Origin of the sequence: Parachitinimonas caeni (assembly GCF_030129945.1) — a bacterium.
GTDB classification, from domain to species: domain Bacteria; phylum Pseudomonadota; class Gammaproteobacteria; order Burkholderiales; family Chitinimonadaceae; genus Parachitinimonas; species Parachitinimonas caeni.
The window spans coordinates 1-16,434 of sequence record NZ_JARRAF010000053.1; the positions used below are offsets into that span (position 1 = coordinate 1).

The window sequence follows — 16,434 nt, forward strand, 5'->3', positions numbered from 1 at the left end:
GCCGGGCCGAGTTTTGGGGCAGGGCGAGGCAGGGTGAGTGAGGTTTAGCGAGCTAAATAAGCGAACCCTAACGACGCCATGCCCCAAAAATCGACCCGGCCCGGAGGGTTTCGCCGGATTTGGGCCTGTTGCCGCGTTAAAAATCGCTGGCTTAGCCCACTAGGCGGCGCGCTTTTTGCCTTGCATCAGGCCCAAATCCGACGAAACGCGATCCGGAAATAAAATGTCAACAGAGCCTGGATTTGCAAAACCTAAAACACACACCAACACGGCAAAGGAAAAACGAGATGAAACCTTCAGCAGTCTTAGGAATCAACCGCACGCAAGATGGCAGCGTCTGCTTCATTGATGCGCAGGGCCAGCTGTGGGCTGTGCAAAAGGAACGCCTGAGCCGGGTCAAGCATCACTGGGGCAAACTGGGCGATGTTGCGCTGTACGCCCAGCACCTGCCGCAGATCGGCGCAGCGGCCGATGTGGTGGTCGAGTGCTACTCCTCCGACACCGAGATGGCCCGGATTGATGACTACCATGCCGAGCTGCGCGCGCTGGTATTGAAGCAAGGGGGTAGCATTCATCAGATTTCCCACCATCTGGCCCACCTCTACTCGGCGTATTTTCCTTCGGGCTTTGCTGCCAGCGCCGTCATGGTTCTGGACTTTCAAGGCAGCCCTGCCCGGTGCTTCACCGAGGACTACCCCCTGCCGGCCGGCTGGGATGGCGACAGCCTCGAAGTGGCATCGTTCTATCACTGTGAAGGCGGCAGCATACGCTGCATTGCGAAACAGCTCTGGAATGGTGACCGCCGCCGCATGGTCGGCCTGGGGGCATTTTATCAGTCGCTGACGCAGATGATTTTCCCGAAGTTCGAGGGTCAGGAAGGCAAAGTAATGGGTCTGGCTCCTCTGGGGGATGCCACCACGCTCGATCTACCACCACTTGAGGTACGCGGGCATGAGGTCTTCATTCCGGATGCCTGGCATGCGCTGTTTCGCCAGCCGGGTGACTATTTCTATCAGGCCGATGATGCCGAGCGGTTTCAGCGTGCGGCCAATCTGGCCGCCATTGGTCAGAAAGTCTACGAAGACGCCTTGCTGCAGCTGGCAGACTGGTTGCACGCCCAAACCGGCCAGACCGCGCTGTGCCTCGCTGGTGGCTGTGGCCTCAATTGCTCGGCCAATGGCAAGCTGGTTGCCCAGTCACCTTTTACCGAGGTCTACATCCCGCCCGCACCGGGCGATGGTGGCACCGCGATTGGCTGCGCACTGTATGGACAGATCGAGATCCTCGGCCAATCCAGCCAATTCCGCTGGACCGAAAATGACTATCTGGGCCCCGAACCGCTGATTCCCGCCACGCTTGATGACCATGACCTGACCGGGCTGATTGTCGAGCAGCCCGCCGATCTGCCTGCCACCGTAGCCCATCTGCTCGATGGCCAATGCGCCGTAGCGTTGTTTGAAGGTCGCAGTGAAATGGGACCACGAGCGCTTGGCCATCGCAGCATTCTGGCCGACCCGCGCCACGATGCCATGCGGGTGTGGATCAACCGCGCCGTCAAGGGGCGTGAAGTCTATCGACCGCTCGCCCCTGTCGTGCTCGAAGAGCTGGCCGGCGACTATTTTCAGGTCCGGCGCCCGATGCGCTTCATGCAGTACGCCGTACAGACCCTGCCCCATGCGCGCACGGCCATTCCGGCCGTCGTCCATGTAGATGGCAGCGCCCGCGTGCAAATGGTGCCTGCCCATCCGGTTTCGACTTACCGGCAGATTATTGAATGCTTTTTTGCCAGAACTGGCGTGCCTGTACTGCTCGATACCTCGTTCAATGGTCAGGAAGAGCCTATCGTCGAGACCATTGCCGACGCCCTCGCGGCCTTTCGCAAGATGCCGCTGCAGGCGTTGGCCCTGCCACCATTCCTGATTCACAAACAGGCCAGACCGGCCACCTGGCAAGAAGAATCGAATCAAGAAAGCTAGGCTCTGTTGAAGCTAGCCGGCGGGTTGATCCTGCCGGCGTTTTGCCTCAAGGCGTTTCAATCCACAGCACCCGGTTTTTGGCGATAAACAACCGGCGCTGTTTGCCGGCTTCCCGCAAAACCAGAAATTCCGGGCCGGTGCTTAACAACGTTCCGCTCAGCGTCTTGTCGTTATCCAGATGCACGATCACCGCCTGATTCTGGTGTGCGCCCAGTTCGCGGTTGCCGTCCACGGTAACCGCGCCAGTTGTTTCGGCGTAGGTGGAACTTGCGGAAGCCCGCTTCGCCCACTGGCGGCTGCCATCCTTGCCGATGAGTTCGACCGCATCAATCTCGTTCCAGCCCGGTACAGCGGGGGAATCTAGATAAAGCTTGATCTGCCGGGTATTGCTGTTGCCATTCAGAGCAAATTCGGCAACACCCGAAGCTTGATTGCGTAGCGGATCAGTGCCTTGCCAGAGCACGGTTTCCCGACCGGCATCATTCACGGCGGTGATTTTGACTACAGCGCCCGGGTTGTAAGTTTCAAATACCCGCAATTTCTGCGGCACCACGCTTTGCGAATACTGCAGCAGCAGCCATTCCTCCATCCCGTCTTCCGTCAACGACGCCCAGGCGGTCTGAATATCTCCCGGCCCCTGGGTATTGGGCGCGCCGGTGGCCTGCTCCGGGCCCCAGGCACGCATCTCAGCCGCTTGCACAGGTTGCAGGGCCAGACCCACCAGACAAGCCGCCCAAATCAATCCGGCTGTGCGGAAATCTTGTATTTTCATGAAATCCCCATTTTAATTTTGGTCATTGAAAAATGATTCGAGGCTTATTAATGCTCGGCAGACAATACGCCAATCAAATATGCCAGAAAATGCAATAAGGTATTCTTGGTGAAATAGCTATTTAATCTGAAGCTAACCAGATCATTGCCATATATATTTTCTATTTTATTCTGAAAAATCTTCAGCTGCGCAATCAACAGCGCTTTGGGCAGGTGCCGGGTATTATTTTGAATCGCTTCAGGCCAGAAAACAAACGCATCAAGGCCACAACAGGCCGCCACGCAGTTGGTTTCGAGTGCGGCCCACAGAGGCTGTAATTCAACCATCCACTCATCAATCCTGATCGCCTTTTTTCGGTCTCCGGCCGGGGCCTCCCCCATTATCCATTGATCCTGGCCAATACTGATGGCAACGCCATGTTCATCATTCATGGTAAAACATCTTTGAAAATTACGCGCCGACTGCGCTTACGATACCGTATCCAGCCAACGGGCAAATTCTGCGGCCTGTTTCTGGGCGGCAACAATATTACGCGAGTAATTAGCTTTATCGGCGCTGCCTACGCAATTGTATTCACGGCCATCCGGGTTATAAAACCAGCGGATACCGGATTCGCATTCATCCATATGCCGACCGGATTCAACGATTTGCTCGGCCGTGCGGCGAAACTGATTGAGGGTGGCATTCGGCAGGAAAAACCAGTCGGCCAATTTATTCATCGAGGCATCTTCCACATATTCGGGCTGGTCGTAGACCGATTGGAATTGATACCAGGCAAAACGCAATTCGCCTTGCCAGATGGCCCGCATGATGCGCTGGCTGTTATGGCTGGCAAATTGCTGCAACGAGGGCGTGAGCTGCGGGGCCAGCAGCGGTTTGATGGCCGGGTGATGGGCTTGAATCTCGCGAATGAATCGCTGGCTGGCCGCCACCTGAAGGCGCGCCACCATGGCATCAGAAAGTAATCGGCTGTGGCTGAGGGCGCGAATCCAGTATTGCTGGTCTTGCGCCATCTTGCTGACAACTGCCTGCAACTTATCCGCCTGCCCCTCACGAATGGTCAAGGCCATATCGGCCCTGGCCAGCTGTGCCAGCGGCACGGCCGGCATGTCGCTCCGCACAACCTTGGGCGCGCCGGCGTTTTCGTAAGCAGGCATCGCGATCATGGCGTAGTAATTGGTCAGCGGCTGCTTTTCGCGCTCGATCAGCTTCCGGTAAGTGTCGGCCTGCCGGTAAATCTCATTGACGCAATCGGCAGTCTTGTCGCGGCATTTGGGCAGATCGGCCAGTTGCCAGAGCTTGCCATGCCGGCGAGCGAGGGTATCAAACTGGTTCTGGAAGATGTCGACGGGTAATGGCAGGCGATTGATGTCGGCAGCAATGGCACGACCAACCTGCAGCGGTTGATCTGTCTGCACGGCCAGCCCGAGTTCGATGAAGTAGCCATTCTGCTCCGCCGCAACAGTCTTGGGGGGCGGGGCAAGCCAGGCTTCGGTGCCAGGATCAAGCGGTTCATCAAAGGCATTGATGCCCAGCAAGGCCAGCAGCCCTGTCAGCATCAGGCATCCGGTGGTGGCAAGAGGAAGAATCAGGCGGCGTGGCAGGTTTGACATGCGCATCTCCCTGGGTCGGGATGGCGCACCGTTTCATTCAAGGCAATGCCCGCAAGGCTTTCACTGACGCTGACCTGCCTTGCCTGGCCCTGATTCGGCTCGGCTAACCACCACTGATCGGATGTTTCAGTATGGTCAGCAATTCCCTGGCCTGCCAGGATTCGTGAATGCAACCGTTCGGACAACTGCTGGCAAAGTTGTTGCAGACAGGGCATGGCTTTGTGAGCGGGCAGTGCCAGCCAGAGGCCTGTCTTGAATTCGGTCTTGTAGGGCATCCGCAGCAACATGGCCTCGGCCGTGCTGTCAGGGTAGTCGAGGCTTTCCAGTCTGATTTGCAGCACCTCGCCAAGCGCGTGCAGCAACGTCGCGTCGTCAGGATGGGTATCTAGGAAGAGATTCAGGCTGGGCGGGATCATGGGGCACATCGACAACGAGAGAAGACGCGCAATATGCCATTATCAAGGTTATTTTCCTATTGCCGAATACCGAAAAAATCAATCAGTCGTTTCAAACACCCATCGAGGTCTTCCTGACCGGTCAGTAAATGCACGTCCGGCCTCAAAGGTGGCTCGTAGACGGCATCAAGTCCAGTCAATTCGCGAATTTCACCGGCGCGGGCTTTTTTGTACAACCCCTTCGGGTCGCGTTGCTCGCAAACGTTTAGCGGGGTATCGCAGAATACTTCTACAAATTTTCTGCTCCCAATTAGATCCCGCGCCAGGGCGCGATCGCTTGCTTGCGGTGCAATTTGTGCCACCAGCACCCATTGCCCGGCTTCCAGCAATAACTGTGCGACACAGGCTGCCCGCCGCACGGCCTCGCTCCGGTCGGCAGCGCTGAACCCAAGATTGGCAGAGATGCCTTGGCGCAGACGGTCTCCATCCAGCAAAGTCGCCGCCCTGCCCTGCTGCTGCAGCAACTGGTGCAGTGCTTGCGCCATGGTGGTTTTCCCGGCGGCCGGCAGGCCGGTAAACCAGACCACATACGGTGACACGGGTAGGCTGAAATCAGACGTGTAAGGGGGGCGCATAGGGTAATTCAAGCAAGGAATGAATGGGTTCTGCTGAAACCCGGCGCGACCGGAAATAAAACGTCGCCCATGCCTAGTAGGCCACCAGCCGGATCACCCGACTGCTGGGCGATGGCGGGGCCGGAGGTGCTGGCTGCCAGTCTGCCGGTGCCTGCCAGTGAAACACTTCGGGGATGCGACCCAGCGTTCCCAGACCAAAAGCCTGCTGGAATGGCAGATCGGGCCGATGCGCATGGCCGATATAGCAATCACAACGCCGGTTGGGGCAGGCACGCGTTTGCAGCGGGTTTGCAAGCGCCGGCTGGTAAAGATTACCCAGCACCGCCGGAACGAAGTGGCAACGCCGGATGTCGCCATTGCCATCCACCGACAACACCCGCTCACCGGTCACGCAGGGCGCCCCCAAACTGGGCGGCGCTTGATGATTGAGTGCAAACCATGGATCAATCTGGCCCAACCACGCCAGCTCGGCAGCACTGTAGTAGCGCCGGCCTTCGTCGTGATAGGCGTTGATCCACAAGTACGTGCCGGGTGGTAATTGCTGGCGCAAGGCGGCCATCTCACCGAAAAACCGGCGGATACCCACCATGCCGATGCTGTGGCGCACTCCCAGCGCCTGCAACTGCTGCACCCGCTGCAAAAACCCGGCGCGTGGCGTTTCTTCGGGATGAAAGCTGCACCAGAGGCTGACGCGATCAGGATTCGCTGCAGCCAGCCATTGCGGGGAATTAGACAGATTGGTCTGCACGGCTACGCGGGCCACCTGTGGCCAATGCGAGAGCGTAATGATGGCATCGCGATAGTGACGACGGGTCAACGCCTCGCCCCAGGGAGTGAACAGCAGGTTGAAGCGGCCTTCCGGCTGGCCGCGCAGCCAATCCACAAAGCGGGCCAGTTCGGCCGCGTCCTGTTTCAGTGTGGCGCGGTCGTCCTTGCGCTTGGCAAACGGGCAGTAGGGGCAATCGTAATTGCAGCTGGCCAGACGACCGCGATATAGCAAACTCAACACAGCTGCGCCTCTCTGGCTTGCATGCGCTGACGGACAGCGTCGGAAATCAAGGCCGGGCCAATGCTGTCGGAGAGCGCCAGACCCGCATCGCTCAGGCTCAGTCGCGCCCCATCGAGGCTGGCGAGTCCGGCTTCCACCAGTGCCGTGAGCAGGGGCAGATCGGCCAGTGCGTCGGCGCCTTCAAAGCGCTGCCGGTAGGCGTCAAGGTCCAGCCCCGGACGGATCAGCAGTGACTGAATGACAAAGCGACGCCGACGCTCGTCCGCATCAAGCACGATGCCGTAGTGTGCCGACGCAAAGGCTTCGATGGGGGTATCGCAGTAGTGCTCGATCAGGCTTTGGGTAGATGGGCGGCCGACTGCGTACTCCGTCGAATAATGCAATGCGCGGGTATAGGAGCGGGCGCCACTCCCCAGCCCCACCATGCCGTCTTCCTGACAACAGTACACCGGCGCCGCCTTGCCCGGAGCGCCGGGGCGCCGGAACAGCCGCATCGATAGCTGCTGGTAACCCGCAGCCAGCAGGTGATCGCGGCCCGTCTGGTAGAGCGCGGCTTTATCTTCTCCGGTGGCGTCGGCCACCGCGATGCGCGGATAAGCCCGCCCGCTCCGGCCCTCAATCTGGCCCAGCCCCGTCAGGGGGCGTACGTACAGTGGGTAGAGGTAGATTTCCTCAGGTTGCCAGCGCAGCGCTTCAGCCAGCGACGCCGCAAAGCTCTGCCGGGTCTGGCCGGCAATGCCGTAAATCAGATCGAGATTGAGCGTGGCAAAACCCGCCGCGCGGATGCGCTCCAGCGCGGCATGGGCCTGGCGATTCGGCTGTGGGCGGATCAGCTGGCGGGTTTCATGCTCCAGAAAGCTCTGGATGCCAATACTGATCCGATCTACGCCCTGTTGTTTCAGAAACTGCAGTTTTTCGGCACTGGCGGTCTCTGGCGAGACTTCTACCGAGGCCGGAGTGCTTTGCAGATCCAGCCCGAAGTGGCGCTGTGCCCCTTCCAGCAAGGTCGCCAGCAGATTCAACGGCAGATAGCTTGGCGTGCCACCGCCCATGGCAAAGCGGGCAATACCATGTGAGCCCAGCTGCTCGGCAACCACCGCCATCTGCACCAGCACCTTTGCCACATAGCGGCCGGGCAGTGCCGCATCGGGCTTGGCCAGCGTAAACAGATTGCAAAAGCCGCAGCGCATTTCGCAGAACGGGATATGAATATAGAGAAACAACGCATCGCGCTTTTCTGGCAACCATAACGCATGCAAGGGCTGAGCTTGCGCCAAGGGCTGGTAAGCGAGCTTGTGCGGGTAGGAATAGGAATAGGCGCTGTAAGGTTCGGCCGCCAGTCGGGCGGCGAGGCTCAGGTCGTTCATAGGGGTTTGAAAGGTGGCAGGTCAGGCTGGGGGGATCAGGAATTCGGCGTAAGGAACATTCCACACGACAGGATGCGCCAGACGGTGACCGTAATAGCCGTCCTCGCCATAGGCGGTGCCGTGGTCGGCGCAGATCATCACCCAGGCCCCGCCCCGCTTGGCCAGCGCATCGAAGAGCGGTGTCAAGGCCTGATCAACATATGCCATGGCAGCCATATGGCTCTGCAGCGTGTCTTCACTCAGCCCCGGCAGGTAGTGTCGGTTGGGGGCGTGAATGGCCGATATGTTCAGAAACAGAAAGGTGCGGCCTGTTTGCGCCTGCAGGCACTGCAAGGCCCGCCGGACCTGCCGGTCGGCCGATCGCGCCTGGGTCGGCGCAAAGCCGGGTTCCCAGTGGCTTTCGGCAAACATCGCGGGTAATACCTGCCCTAAAGGCGATGTCTTGTTGAAGAACCCTACCCCGCCAATGCAGACGGTGTGATACCCGCGCCCGGCCAAGCCGCTGACGATATCCGGCGTATCAAACACACAGGTGGTGCGGGTACTGGTTTCACTGCCGGCAAAGGCAACGGCAAATGGCCGGGGATGTCGGCCCGGCCGGGCCGGCGTTGGCAGAAATCCAGCAAAAAACGCCTGGTGGGCTGCAAAAGTAAAGCTGCCGGGCGAGTGCCGCAATTCCCAACCATCGGGCGGCAAAAAGCGCGCCAGGCCCGGCAACCGGCCTGATTCGAACAATTGCTGGGCGGCGTCATAGCGCAGGGTATCGAGGGTAATCCAGACCAGATCGTACTGACCGACGATCTGGTTCATATCCTGAACGGGCATATCTGCTTTGACTTTCGTGAACCACGGGTTGCCGGTATCCGGTCGCCAAACCAGGGCCAGCGGGCCCCGGCTCATTTATGTTCTTTATTCCTTGCCGTCATTCAATGCAGTGAAGGCGTTGCAACAAGGCAATCTGCGCTTCATGAATGGTCTGGCCATGCCATTGCAAGCGCGGCAACCAATCGCCGAAAGCGTTGACTTCGAGCACATGCACGCGCCTTTCGGTGGCAATCAGATCGACTCCCGCCACCCTGCCACCGGGCAGATTGGCAGCCACCTTGCGGGCCGTCCGCTCCAGACGCTCGATGGCGGCAGGGCTCAGGCAATCGCTGACACTACGGCGCGAAGCGCCAAGATGTAGATTGGTCATGGCGCAATCGGCAAAGCGCGCCACACGGTGCATGGGTTGCCCGGCGAGACAAACCACCCGCAGATCAAAGCGCTGGCCATCCAGCATCGGCTTGGGAACCCAGGCTTCGGCATAAAGCGGGTTTGGTGCCAGCCGGTCTATCAGGCGCACAACTTCGGTATCGCGGTACTGCCGTATCCGCTTCGAGTTGAACAGCCTGCCTTCCCCCGCCACCATCTCGACCGAGCTGCTGGCGCGCCACTGCCCGCGACCATTGCTATCGACCGCTATCACGCCCGACGCCGATGAGCCGTAGCGCTGTTTGACGAACACCCGCCGTTGCCGGCACTGCGCCATTAGATACTGCAGCTCGGCAAAACAGCCAAAGGGGCCCAGCAAGCCCGGAATCGCCAGCCCGTGATGTTGCAGATGATGCTGGCAGACCAGCTTGTCGCACATCAGGCGAATGGCATCTGGCGTATTCAGACAGCGCACCCAGGGGCGTTGTGCCAGAGCGCCCGCCAAACCCTGCAGGGCCGACTCGAAGCCTGCAAACCAAAGCCCGGCATAACCGATCTCGCCGTGGGCCAGCAGCGGCGGAACCGGCCGGTTTTGCAGGCGTGCGCCTTGCGCAATCAATAACTGCTGGGTGTCGGCATCTTCGCCCGGCGCCTCCAGCTTCAGCCAACAGGGTTGATCGAGCAGGGAGAACAAGCGCTCCGGCTGGCGCAGCCAGTCACGCCAGGCCAGCACCCGTGCCTCGGGCAGACGGCGGCTATGCAGGGCCGCCTGCAGACTGGCCACCCGCTTGTGTTCAGGATGTGCGAGCAGGACAAGGCGCATGGCAGCCAGCCCAGACCCGCTACTCGCCTACGGCCACATAGCGGTCTTCGTCGTCGGCTTCCTGCGGGTCATCTGCAACCAGCGTGATCGGCATCGCCCGCAGCAATTTCAACCATTCCGCGCTGACGTAATGGTGCGAAATATCCAGCCGCTTCAACTGGCGCACCCCATCGCTGTCATACAGGGCCTCGGCCCCCGCATCCCCCAGCGTGCCAAGCGAAAGATCCAGCGTGTCCAGCTGGCCCAGCCAGGGCTGGGCAGCCAGATAAACCGCCAGCTCATCGGTGATCTCCGAATCGCGCAGACCCAAATACCTGAGGCGAGAGGCATCAAGCGCCTGCAACAGCACCGCATAGGTCTGGACATCGCCATCAAAACCATAGTTTTCACTGCCCAGCCACAACTCCAGCCATTCCAGTGCCGGCATCCGGCTCTGCGCCAAATTGGCCACAATCGCCGATGGCAGCCCACCACATTCGATGGCCAGCTGCTTCAGCGCCGCATGCTCGAACGGCGCGATTTCAAGCCCGCTGCTGCCGCGAATCCGCAACACCTCCAGCGCCGGGAAAGCATCAAGCAGCGGCTTATAACTGCCCTGGATGATCCAGGAAATCTCGCACTCTTCATAAGTCATGTCGCCACAGAACAAGGCCCGCAAGGCTGGCAGCTCGGCCCGGCGCTCGATCAGGCGATCAAGTACCGGCTGGATGCTCGACTCATACGCTTCCATCCACATCCCCAAAACCAGCGCCTCAACCCGCTGCAGATCGGCCTTGGCCAGAAACTGGTCGAGCAGGGTTACGAGGTCGAATTCATCGTCGTAATCCACCGCCAGCCGATAAGTGTGACTGCCCAGCGCATCCACTGCGTCGCCTGGCCGAAAATTACGGATAGGCTTGCCATAGAAGGTTGTCTGCAGCGAATCGATGGTCATGAGGAACCCCAGCTAATCTATGAAATGGAATATGGCGGCCTCGAAAGCACCTGGCTGCCACCGCGAGACTACATTGACGAAGCCGCCAGTTTAGCCGGTCCACCTCATTGCGGAAGCACAATTTTCGTTAAAAATTGAGTAAAAGCTCTCGACGGGTATTGCATTGACAACCAAGCGCTTGCTTGGCAGTCTCGCGATATCCCACAAGGAGAAAAACATGAAAGCCAACACCTTCAAGCGGCTGATCAACCTCTGGCCGCCCTTCCTGCTTACCGGAATCCATGCCACCCATGTCTCAGCCGATTACCACGAGGTTGACTGCGAATTGCGCCAGCGCTGGTACAACCGCAATTACGTAGGCACCCACTTCGGCGGCAGCCTGTTTGCCATGACCGACGCCTGGTACATGCTGATGTTGATGCACATTCTCGGTAAGGATTACTACGTCTGGGACCAGCGCGCCGCCATCGACTTCATCGCCCCAGGGCGCGGCACCATTACCGCCCGCTTCCGCCTCGACACCGCCACGCTGGCCGAGATTCGCAGCAAGACCGAAAGCGGCGAAAAGTATCTGCCCGAGTTCATCGTCCCCCTCCACGACCAGTCCGGCGCCCTGGTCGCCCGTGTCACCAAGACCCTCTACATCCGCAAAAAACCAGCCAAGCGCTAGATTTTTTGCCAACTTTCAAAAAAAGATCTGGCAGGGGCATCCTTTCTGCCCCTAACTTGATCAGGCAGTAAACTCCTCCCTTTTTTCTGGCTGATCTGATTTTAATTCATCTACGCACGCCTATTTGGTCAGTCTTAAACTCAAGACGGGAACCAATACCATTCAAATGGACTAAGCATTAAGTCCGAAGCAAGCACTCAGGCAATTTCGCCCCTGTATTGCAATCAAAAAATTTCATTATTAATATCCGCCCCAGCAGTGCGCCTAACGGTTTTTTACTCACCTCCTGCAGGCTCATTGCAAAACCATTTCTATAATATTTCTACAAAACGGGAGATAATCCATGAGAGGCCGTTTCTCATTGCCTTTGCTCGCCTTATGCATTGCCGCAATTCACCCTGCCGCACAGGCAGCCTTCCCTGAAATAAACTCATTAACCAGAATTGTTAATACAGAAAATGGCAATAGTTTGCGCCATTCAGGATACTTTCTGTATGAGAGTAGAATTAATGCAAATGACTCACTGGGCCTTCTCGACTCAGCCTTTTTCGTTCGACCAGCACGAACCACTAATGCTGGTAGTAATTGCTATTCTTTTGAATCGAGAAACTACCCTGGCTACTTTATCCGCCATCTGACAGATGGTCGCCTTAAAATTGAACAACCCAATGGCGACACCAGCAGAGCCACTTTTTGCGTAAAAGACGGGGATTATCTAGAACCCTTTGACGCAAAAGGTAAATACCTGGCTCGCGGAGCTACCATTGCTCCCGGTTTGGATCCAGTCCAGCTTTCATCTACGTCAGCAGGATTCGTGATTCAAAGCTACAAACTAATGCCAACCAGCGTCGCGCCAAACGCGCAAACACCAAGCAATTGTCCAGCTTGTAGCAACCACGCTTCGGCAGCCTTGGTGAATGCTGGCTGGTTTACCCCTGAGCAGCTGACTGGGCTCCCCCATGAAGGGACGGCTAGGGACACTCTCATCGTTCGCCTGTCAGCAAGCACCAACACCGCCGTGCCCTATCTTCAGTCCAAAACAACGGATGATTTGGTGAATTACGCCTATGCCTATAGCTATTTAATGTAGGAAGGTATTGGTGCCGACGTAATAAAAACCCTTAATGTTGATCAGATCATAATACAACGAGATCGGGTAGCAGAAAGTCGGAATAGGTACTATTCAGTTCGCGGAGTCGCCAATCACAGAACGTCTGTTTTGTCAGAGCAAAAAAAACGTCAGATTATCTTCGATAATTTACCGCTTTGGGCATTGCATGATGCAGAAGGCTTTCCACCAAAACCTATTCAAAACTATATTAAATTTGACATTAAGGAAGCTCGGTACATTGGAAATTCAGACGTAAACCTCATGCCTTTCTTTGATAGGAGTCACCATATCGTCGGGGGGAGCAAAAATCACAGCGATTCTTCCAAACATATCCTTGGCAAATATATTGCCAAGTTTTCAGAGGAGACTAGCACCCGAGATCGACTGTTTATAGACCCAAGGCAAGCGCCTACTTATGCCTTTTACCAGGAAAGAGAAAATGGCGATATTTGGATACGGTATTTTCTATTTTTTGGTTACAACAATGTTCCTAATTCTCCCGTTGAAAACCATTTTGCGGACGTAGTGCATATTTCGGTAAACCTCAGGAATGTCGATGGAAGCTACATTCCTGCAGAATATTTTTATTCAGCTCATTCGGACGGAGCACTGCGCAATGCAGAAAACGTAGAAATCCGGTACTTTGACCTAGAGGGGGGGGACAAGCTCAATCAAATTTCGTTTGACGAGGCGAAGAGAAGAGGAAAATTCCACCCATTGGTCTACTTGGCAAATGGTACACATGAAGCGTATACACAAAGCGGGTATCACCACATCTTAGGAGTTGACAACGCAAACTTTGGAGTCTTGATTGCACCATTCTCCAACCCTTTTGCCGCAGATCCTCACGATAGGAATCGGGAGCTGGTTGCTCCGGTCTACAGCTGGGATATGACAGCGCCGAAATACAATTTTAACAGCGACATGCAACTTAACCCTGCCACGGCCAGCAGCGCTCCACCGGTAATGAGAAATATTCCGAGCCAACTCTCTCCCCAATTTGGAAATGAGTTCCAGGATATTTTCTTCTACCGGCATAGTGATGGTTTCATGTATTGGGTTGTTAATATTGGTCATGATGAGAATTCCGCTGAAGGGCTTGGGCCTTGTCACGCCAAAGTTTGGGAGCCTTGCACCCCAGGAGTATCCACTCCACCCGTAAAGGTATTTGACTGGGTGAATTTTAATGAATAACAGCCATAATCTTTTCATCTAGCTATCTTTTACCAAAAATAGAAAAGGGGCAGCCAAGCTGCCCCTTTTTTTCTGCCTTTGAGATACCTCACGCCGGGAATTGATACGTCACGCTATACGCGCCCTGCCCTGAGTAGGATTTGACTTCGATGTAGTAATCGCCAGCCGTGCCGTTGTAGTTGATGGCCTCGGTGGAGGTGGGGCCGGTGGAGGTGGCAACGGCGGTCCAGGCTTTGCCGGTCCACTTGTAGAGGGCCAGCTCGAAGTCGGCATTGGCTGGGCCGCTGAGTTTGAGCTTGAACTGACCACCCTTGTTGCTGCGGTGCACCTTGGCCGGCAGATTGTTCCAGCTGCCTGAGTAGCCAAGGTTGCCGGTCAGCCTGACCTCCCCATTCCCCTCGCCGCCGGTATCCGGCTTGTAGTACTGCGCAAATACGGCCTTGATGCGCGCTTCGTTCACCGCATGCCAAGGCTGGCCCAGATTGCGCATCTTGGAGTTTTCGGTCGGGCGATACATGCCGGATGCACAGTAGCGGCTACCGGCAAACAGCCCGATGGTGCCATTGGCCACCGAGCCGGGACGGGTGGGCAGGCTGACATTGCCGGGAATCAAACTTGCCCACTTGATGGCCGAGCGGCTGGTCTGCAGCGTGGCGTTGACTTCGGAAGGCTCGTAGCTGGTATCGCAAGTGCCGTAGTCGTATTCATCAGCCAGCTTGAACGCGGTATGACCGATTTCGTGCAGCGCCACTTCAATGGAGGATGGATGCGCCGTCAGCGAGGCCATTGGGCCGCCGCCACCGCCATAGCGGCTGCTGTTGGCCACCGCTACCACCAGATCGCGGCCATCCGGGCTGGTGATAGGGTCAATGATCTGGTGAACGCGGTTGTAATCAACGCAGGCCAGGCGCTGGATGTTGTAGCAGCCAAGGGTCATGTTGTAGGCGGTATCCCGGCGCACGCCGGTATCCAGCTCGGTCACGCCGGACTGGGCGCTGGCAATGTCCACCCGGCGGATGTTGATGCCGCCTTTATGCGCGGCAAACATGGGGTCGGCCATGATGCCATCGGCAATCGACTTGGCCACTTGCGCCCATTTGCCCTGCTCGGCGGCGGTGTAGCCGTCGCCTACCAGAATGATGTCGAAACGACCAGACGATGGGCCGGTATTGACCAGCATGGTCGAAGTCGCCGGGCTGTCCATCATCGGCTGGTCCGCACTGCGCTTGAGTTGTTGCTCGATCTCGGCGACATCGAAAGCAAACGTCGGCGCACTGCTGTCTGACATCACGCCACGGCGAGTGGCAACCGGCTTGATGATTTCGACGCGCCCCAGATCGGCATGGGCCGGCACGCTGACCTCAAACTGCGATTGCTCCTGACGGATGCTGCGCACGCTTTCGATAGCGCCGGTCTTGGGATTGAACGATTCGGCGTGGATGACGCCAGGGTCTCGCACTGTGGTGCGGAACAGCTCGCGACCACGATGATCCCGCCCGACAATCAGCAGATCGTTTTCATCGGCATCCTGCTGGGCGGGTTTGGCGGCAAAGCTGCCCTTCTGGGCATGCAGCAGCTGAAAACCTGGGGCAACCGCGTTATTTTGCTGTTGAACCTTCAGCAACAGACTCTCTGCCAGCACCGGTTGCCCTACCCATAGCAACGCCGACGCCATAACGGTGATGTTCAATTTCATGACACTCTCCAGACACGATTTATTTATATTTACCAACCACCCAACAATGCAAATGTCATTATTAGTATTTTGTCATGGTGCGGGATGGGTATATCCGTGTCAATTCAAGGTATTTGATTATTCTCAGAAATGAATTGCAGCCATTTTTATCAACCAATCACTCGTCATGATTTCTTTATTAAGTGATATGTCCTCTGCGCCATTGCAGTATCGCGATGTCGGCCATCTTGTATTACCCTGACAAGGCATATCAGGCATGGGTTGGCACAAACCTGTACGAGTCCGAAAATTGGGCTGCGTGGTTAGTGCTGGCCATCACCCAGACGAGGCCAGTGCGAATCATTGCAATTGTCATTAAAACTGAAGACTTGTTCCGATCCCTCTGCGGGCTTGCGCAAAAAGTGCCGTAGAATCCACACGCCGTTTCATCTTGCGCTCAGCGCCATGCAAATTAATATGATTAATATTCAAATACTTGATGAGTTCTACAGCCTGGAACGATGCCGGGCACAACCGGGTAGCCTGTTTGTGTTTGGTGACAATCTGCTGGCGCGCGGCAAGAAGGGGCAAGCCATTATCCGCGATGCGCCGAACAGCTATGGCATTCCGACCAAGCGGATTCCGGCGATGCATCAAGGTGCTTTTTTCAGCGACCAAGCCGATGAATTTGCCGCAGTGGACCGACGTATTGAGGGCTTGCACCAGATCTGGCAAGCCGGCCAGGATGCCAATGGCCGGCGCTATGACACCCTGGTCTTTCCTGCTGCGGGGTTGGGGACAGGTCTTGCCAGAATGCCCGAGTTAGGCTCTGTTGACGTTTTATTTCCGGATCTCGTTTCGACGGATTTGGGCCTGATGCAAGGCAAAAAGCGCGCCGCTTAGTGAGCTAAGTAAGCGATTTTTAACGCGGCAGCAGGCCCAAATTCGGCGAAACCCTCCGGGCCGGGTCGATTTTTGGGGCATGGCGTCGTTAGCGTTCGCTTATTTAGCTCGCTAAACTGCACTCACCCTGCCTCGCCCTGCCCCAAAACTCGGCCCGGCGCGA

General features: G+C 57.0%; 16 protein-coding genes. 5 read left to right on the forward strand and 11 right to left on the reverse strand.

Features of this window, described 5'->3' with window-relative positions; all coding sequences use genetic code 11:
* Positions 1 to 287 precede the first annotated feature (287 nt).
* Complete coding sequence (locus PZA18_RS22430) at positions 288 to 1,976, forward strand: carbamoyltransferase C-terminal domain-containing protein (protein WP_284103129.1); 1,689 nt, start codon at positions 288 to 290, stop codon at positions 1,974 to 1,976.
* Positions 1,977 to 2,022: 46 nt separating this feature from the next.
* On the opposite strand, the gene PZA18_RS22435 is transcribed toward PZA18_RS22430, so the two are convergent.
* The 10 genes from PZA18_RS22435 to PZA18_RS22480 all read right to left on the reverse strand — a co-directional run bounded on the left by PZA18_RS22435 (position 2,023) and on the right by PZA18_RS22480 (position 10,718).
* Positions 2,023 to 2,748 carry a hypothetical protein gene (locus PZA18_RS22435; RefSeq protein ID WP_284103131.1) on the reverse strand — a complete coding sequence of 242 codons (726 nt, stop codon included), beginning with the start codon at positions 2,746 to 2,748 and terminating at the stop codon, positions 2,023 to 2,025.
* Positions 2,749 to 2,795: 47 nt separating this feature from the next.
* On the reverse strand, positions 2,796 to 3,179 hold the full coding sequence (locus tag PZA18_RS22440) for a DUF6331 family protein (protein ID WP_284103132.1): 384 nt from the start codon (positions 3,177 to 3,179) through the stop codon (positions 2,796 to 2,798).
* A 36-nt stretch (positions 3,180 to 3,215) separates the two neighbouring features.
* Positions 3,216 to 4,361, reverse strand: a complete 1,146-nt coding sequence (locus PZA18_RS22445; protein WP_284103133.1) for a hypothetical protein — start codon at positions 4,359 to 4,361, stop codon at positions 3,216 to 3,218.
* Complete coding sequence (locus PZA18_RS22450) at positions 4,337 to 4,777, reverse strand: hypothetical protein (RefSeq protein WP_284103134.1); 441 nt, start codon at positions 4,775 to 4,777, stop codon at positions 4,337 to 4,339. The genes PZA18_RS22445 and PZA18_RS22450 overlap by 25 nt, the downstream gene beginning before the upstream one ends.
* A gap of 56 nt (positions 4,778 to 4,833) precedes the next feature.
* Positions 4,834 to 5,391, reverse strand: coding sequence for an adenylyl-sulfate kinase (cysC, locus tag PZA18_RS22455; RefSeq protein WP_284103135.1), 558 nt, complete (start codon positions 5,389 to 5,391; stop codon positions 4,834 to 4,836).
* Between the two features lie 73 nt (positions 5,392 to 5,464).
* A complete protein-coding gene (locus PZA18_RS22460) occupies positions 5,465 to 6,400 on the reverse strand; it encodes an STM4011 family radical SAM protein (RefSeq protein WP_284103136.1) in 936 nt (311 codons plus the stop codon).
* Complete coding sequence (locus PZA18_RS22465; protein ID WP_284103137.1) at positions 6,394 to 7,767, reverse strand: STM4012 family radical SAM protein; 1,374 nt, start codon at positions 7,765 to 7,767, stop codon at positions 6,394 to 6,396. The genes PZA18_RS22460 and PZA18_RS22465 overlap by 7 nt, the downstream gene beginning before the upstream one ends.
* Positions 7,768 to 7,788: 21 nt before the next feature.
* Positions 7,789 to 8,667 (reverse strand): STM4013/SEN3800 family hydrolase, encoded by an 879-nt coding sequence (locus tag PZA18_RS22470; RefSeq protein WP_284103138.1) that lies wholly within the window; start codon positions 8,665 to 8,667, stop codon positions 7,789 to 7,791.
* 22 nt (positions 8,668 to 8,689) lie between these two features.
* The gene (locus PZA18_RS22475; protein WP_284103139.1) at positions 8,690 to 9,784 is read right to left on the reverse strand and encodes an STM4014 family protein; all 1,095 of its coding nucleotides are present in this window, start codon (positions 9,782 to 9,784) and stop codon (positions 8,690 to 8,692) included.
* Between the two features lie 19 nt (positions 9,785 to 9,803).
* Positions 9,804 to 10,718 carry an STM4015 family protein gene (locus PZA18_RS22480; RefSeq protein ID WP_284103140.1) on the reverse strand — a complete coding sequence of 305 codons (915 nt, stop codon included), beginning with the start codon at positions 10,716 to 10,718 and terminating at the stop codon, positions 9,804 to 9,806.
* Positions 10,719 to 10,935: 217 nt separating this feature from the next.
* Here PZA18_RS22480 and PZA18_RS22485 point away from each other — a divergent pair, with 217 nt between their 5' ends.
* The 3 genes from PZA18_RS22485 (at position 10,936) to PZA18_RS22495 (ending at position 13,693) form a co-directional block, all read left to right on the forward strand.
* A complete protein-coding gene (locus tag PZA18_RS22485) occupies positions 10,936 to 11,388 on the forward strand; it encodes a DUF4442 domain-containing protein (RefSeq protein ID WP_284103141.1) in 453 nt (150 codons plus the stop codon).
* Between the two features lie 343 nt (positions 11,389 to 11,731).
* Positions 11,732 to 12,478 (forward strand): AbfB domain-containing protein, encoded by a 747-nt coding sequence (locus PZA18_RS22490; RefSeq protein ID WP_284103142.1) that lies wholly within the window; start codon positions 11,732 to 11,734, stop codon positions 12,476 to 12,478.
* Positions 12,479 to 12,607: 129 nt separating this feature from the next.
* Complete coding sequence (locus PZA18_RS22495; protein WP_284103143.1) at positions 12,608 to 13,693, forward strand: hypothetical protein; 1,086 nt, start codon at positions 12,608 to 12,610, stop codon at positions 13,691 to 13,693.
* An 88-nt stretch (positions 13,694 to 13,781) separates the two neighbouring features.
* On the opposite strand, the gene PZA18_RS22500 is transcribed toward PZA18_RS22495, so the two are convergent.
* Positions 13,782 to 15,389 (reverse strand): M64 family metallopeptidase, encoded by a 1,608-nt coding sequence (locus PZA18_RS22500; RefSeq protein WP_284103144.1) that lies wholly within the window; start codon positions 15,387 to 15,389, stop codon positions 13,782 to 13,784.
* Positions 15,390 to 15,845: 456 nt separating this feature from the next.
* Between PZA18_RS22500 and PZA18_RS22505 the strand changes: the two genes are divergently transcribed.
* Complete coding sequence (locus PZA18_RS22505) at positions 15,846 to 16,271, forward strand: DUF7831 domain-containing protein (protein ID WP_284103145.1); 426 nt, start codon at positions 15,846 to 15,848, stop codon at positions 16,269 to 16,271.
* Positions 16,272 to 16,434: the final 163 nt, after the last annotated feature.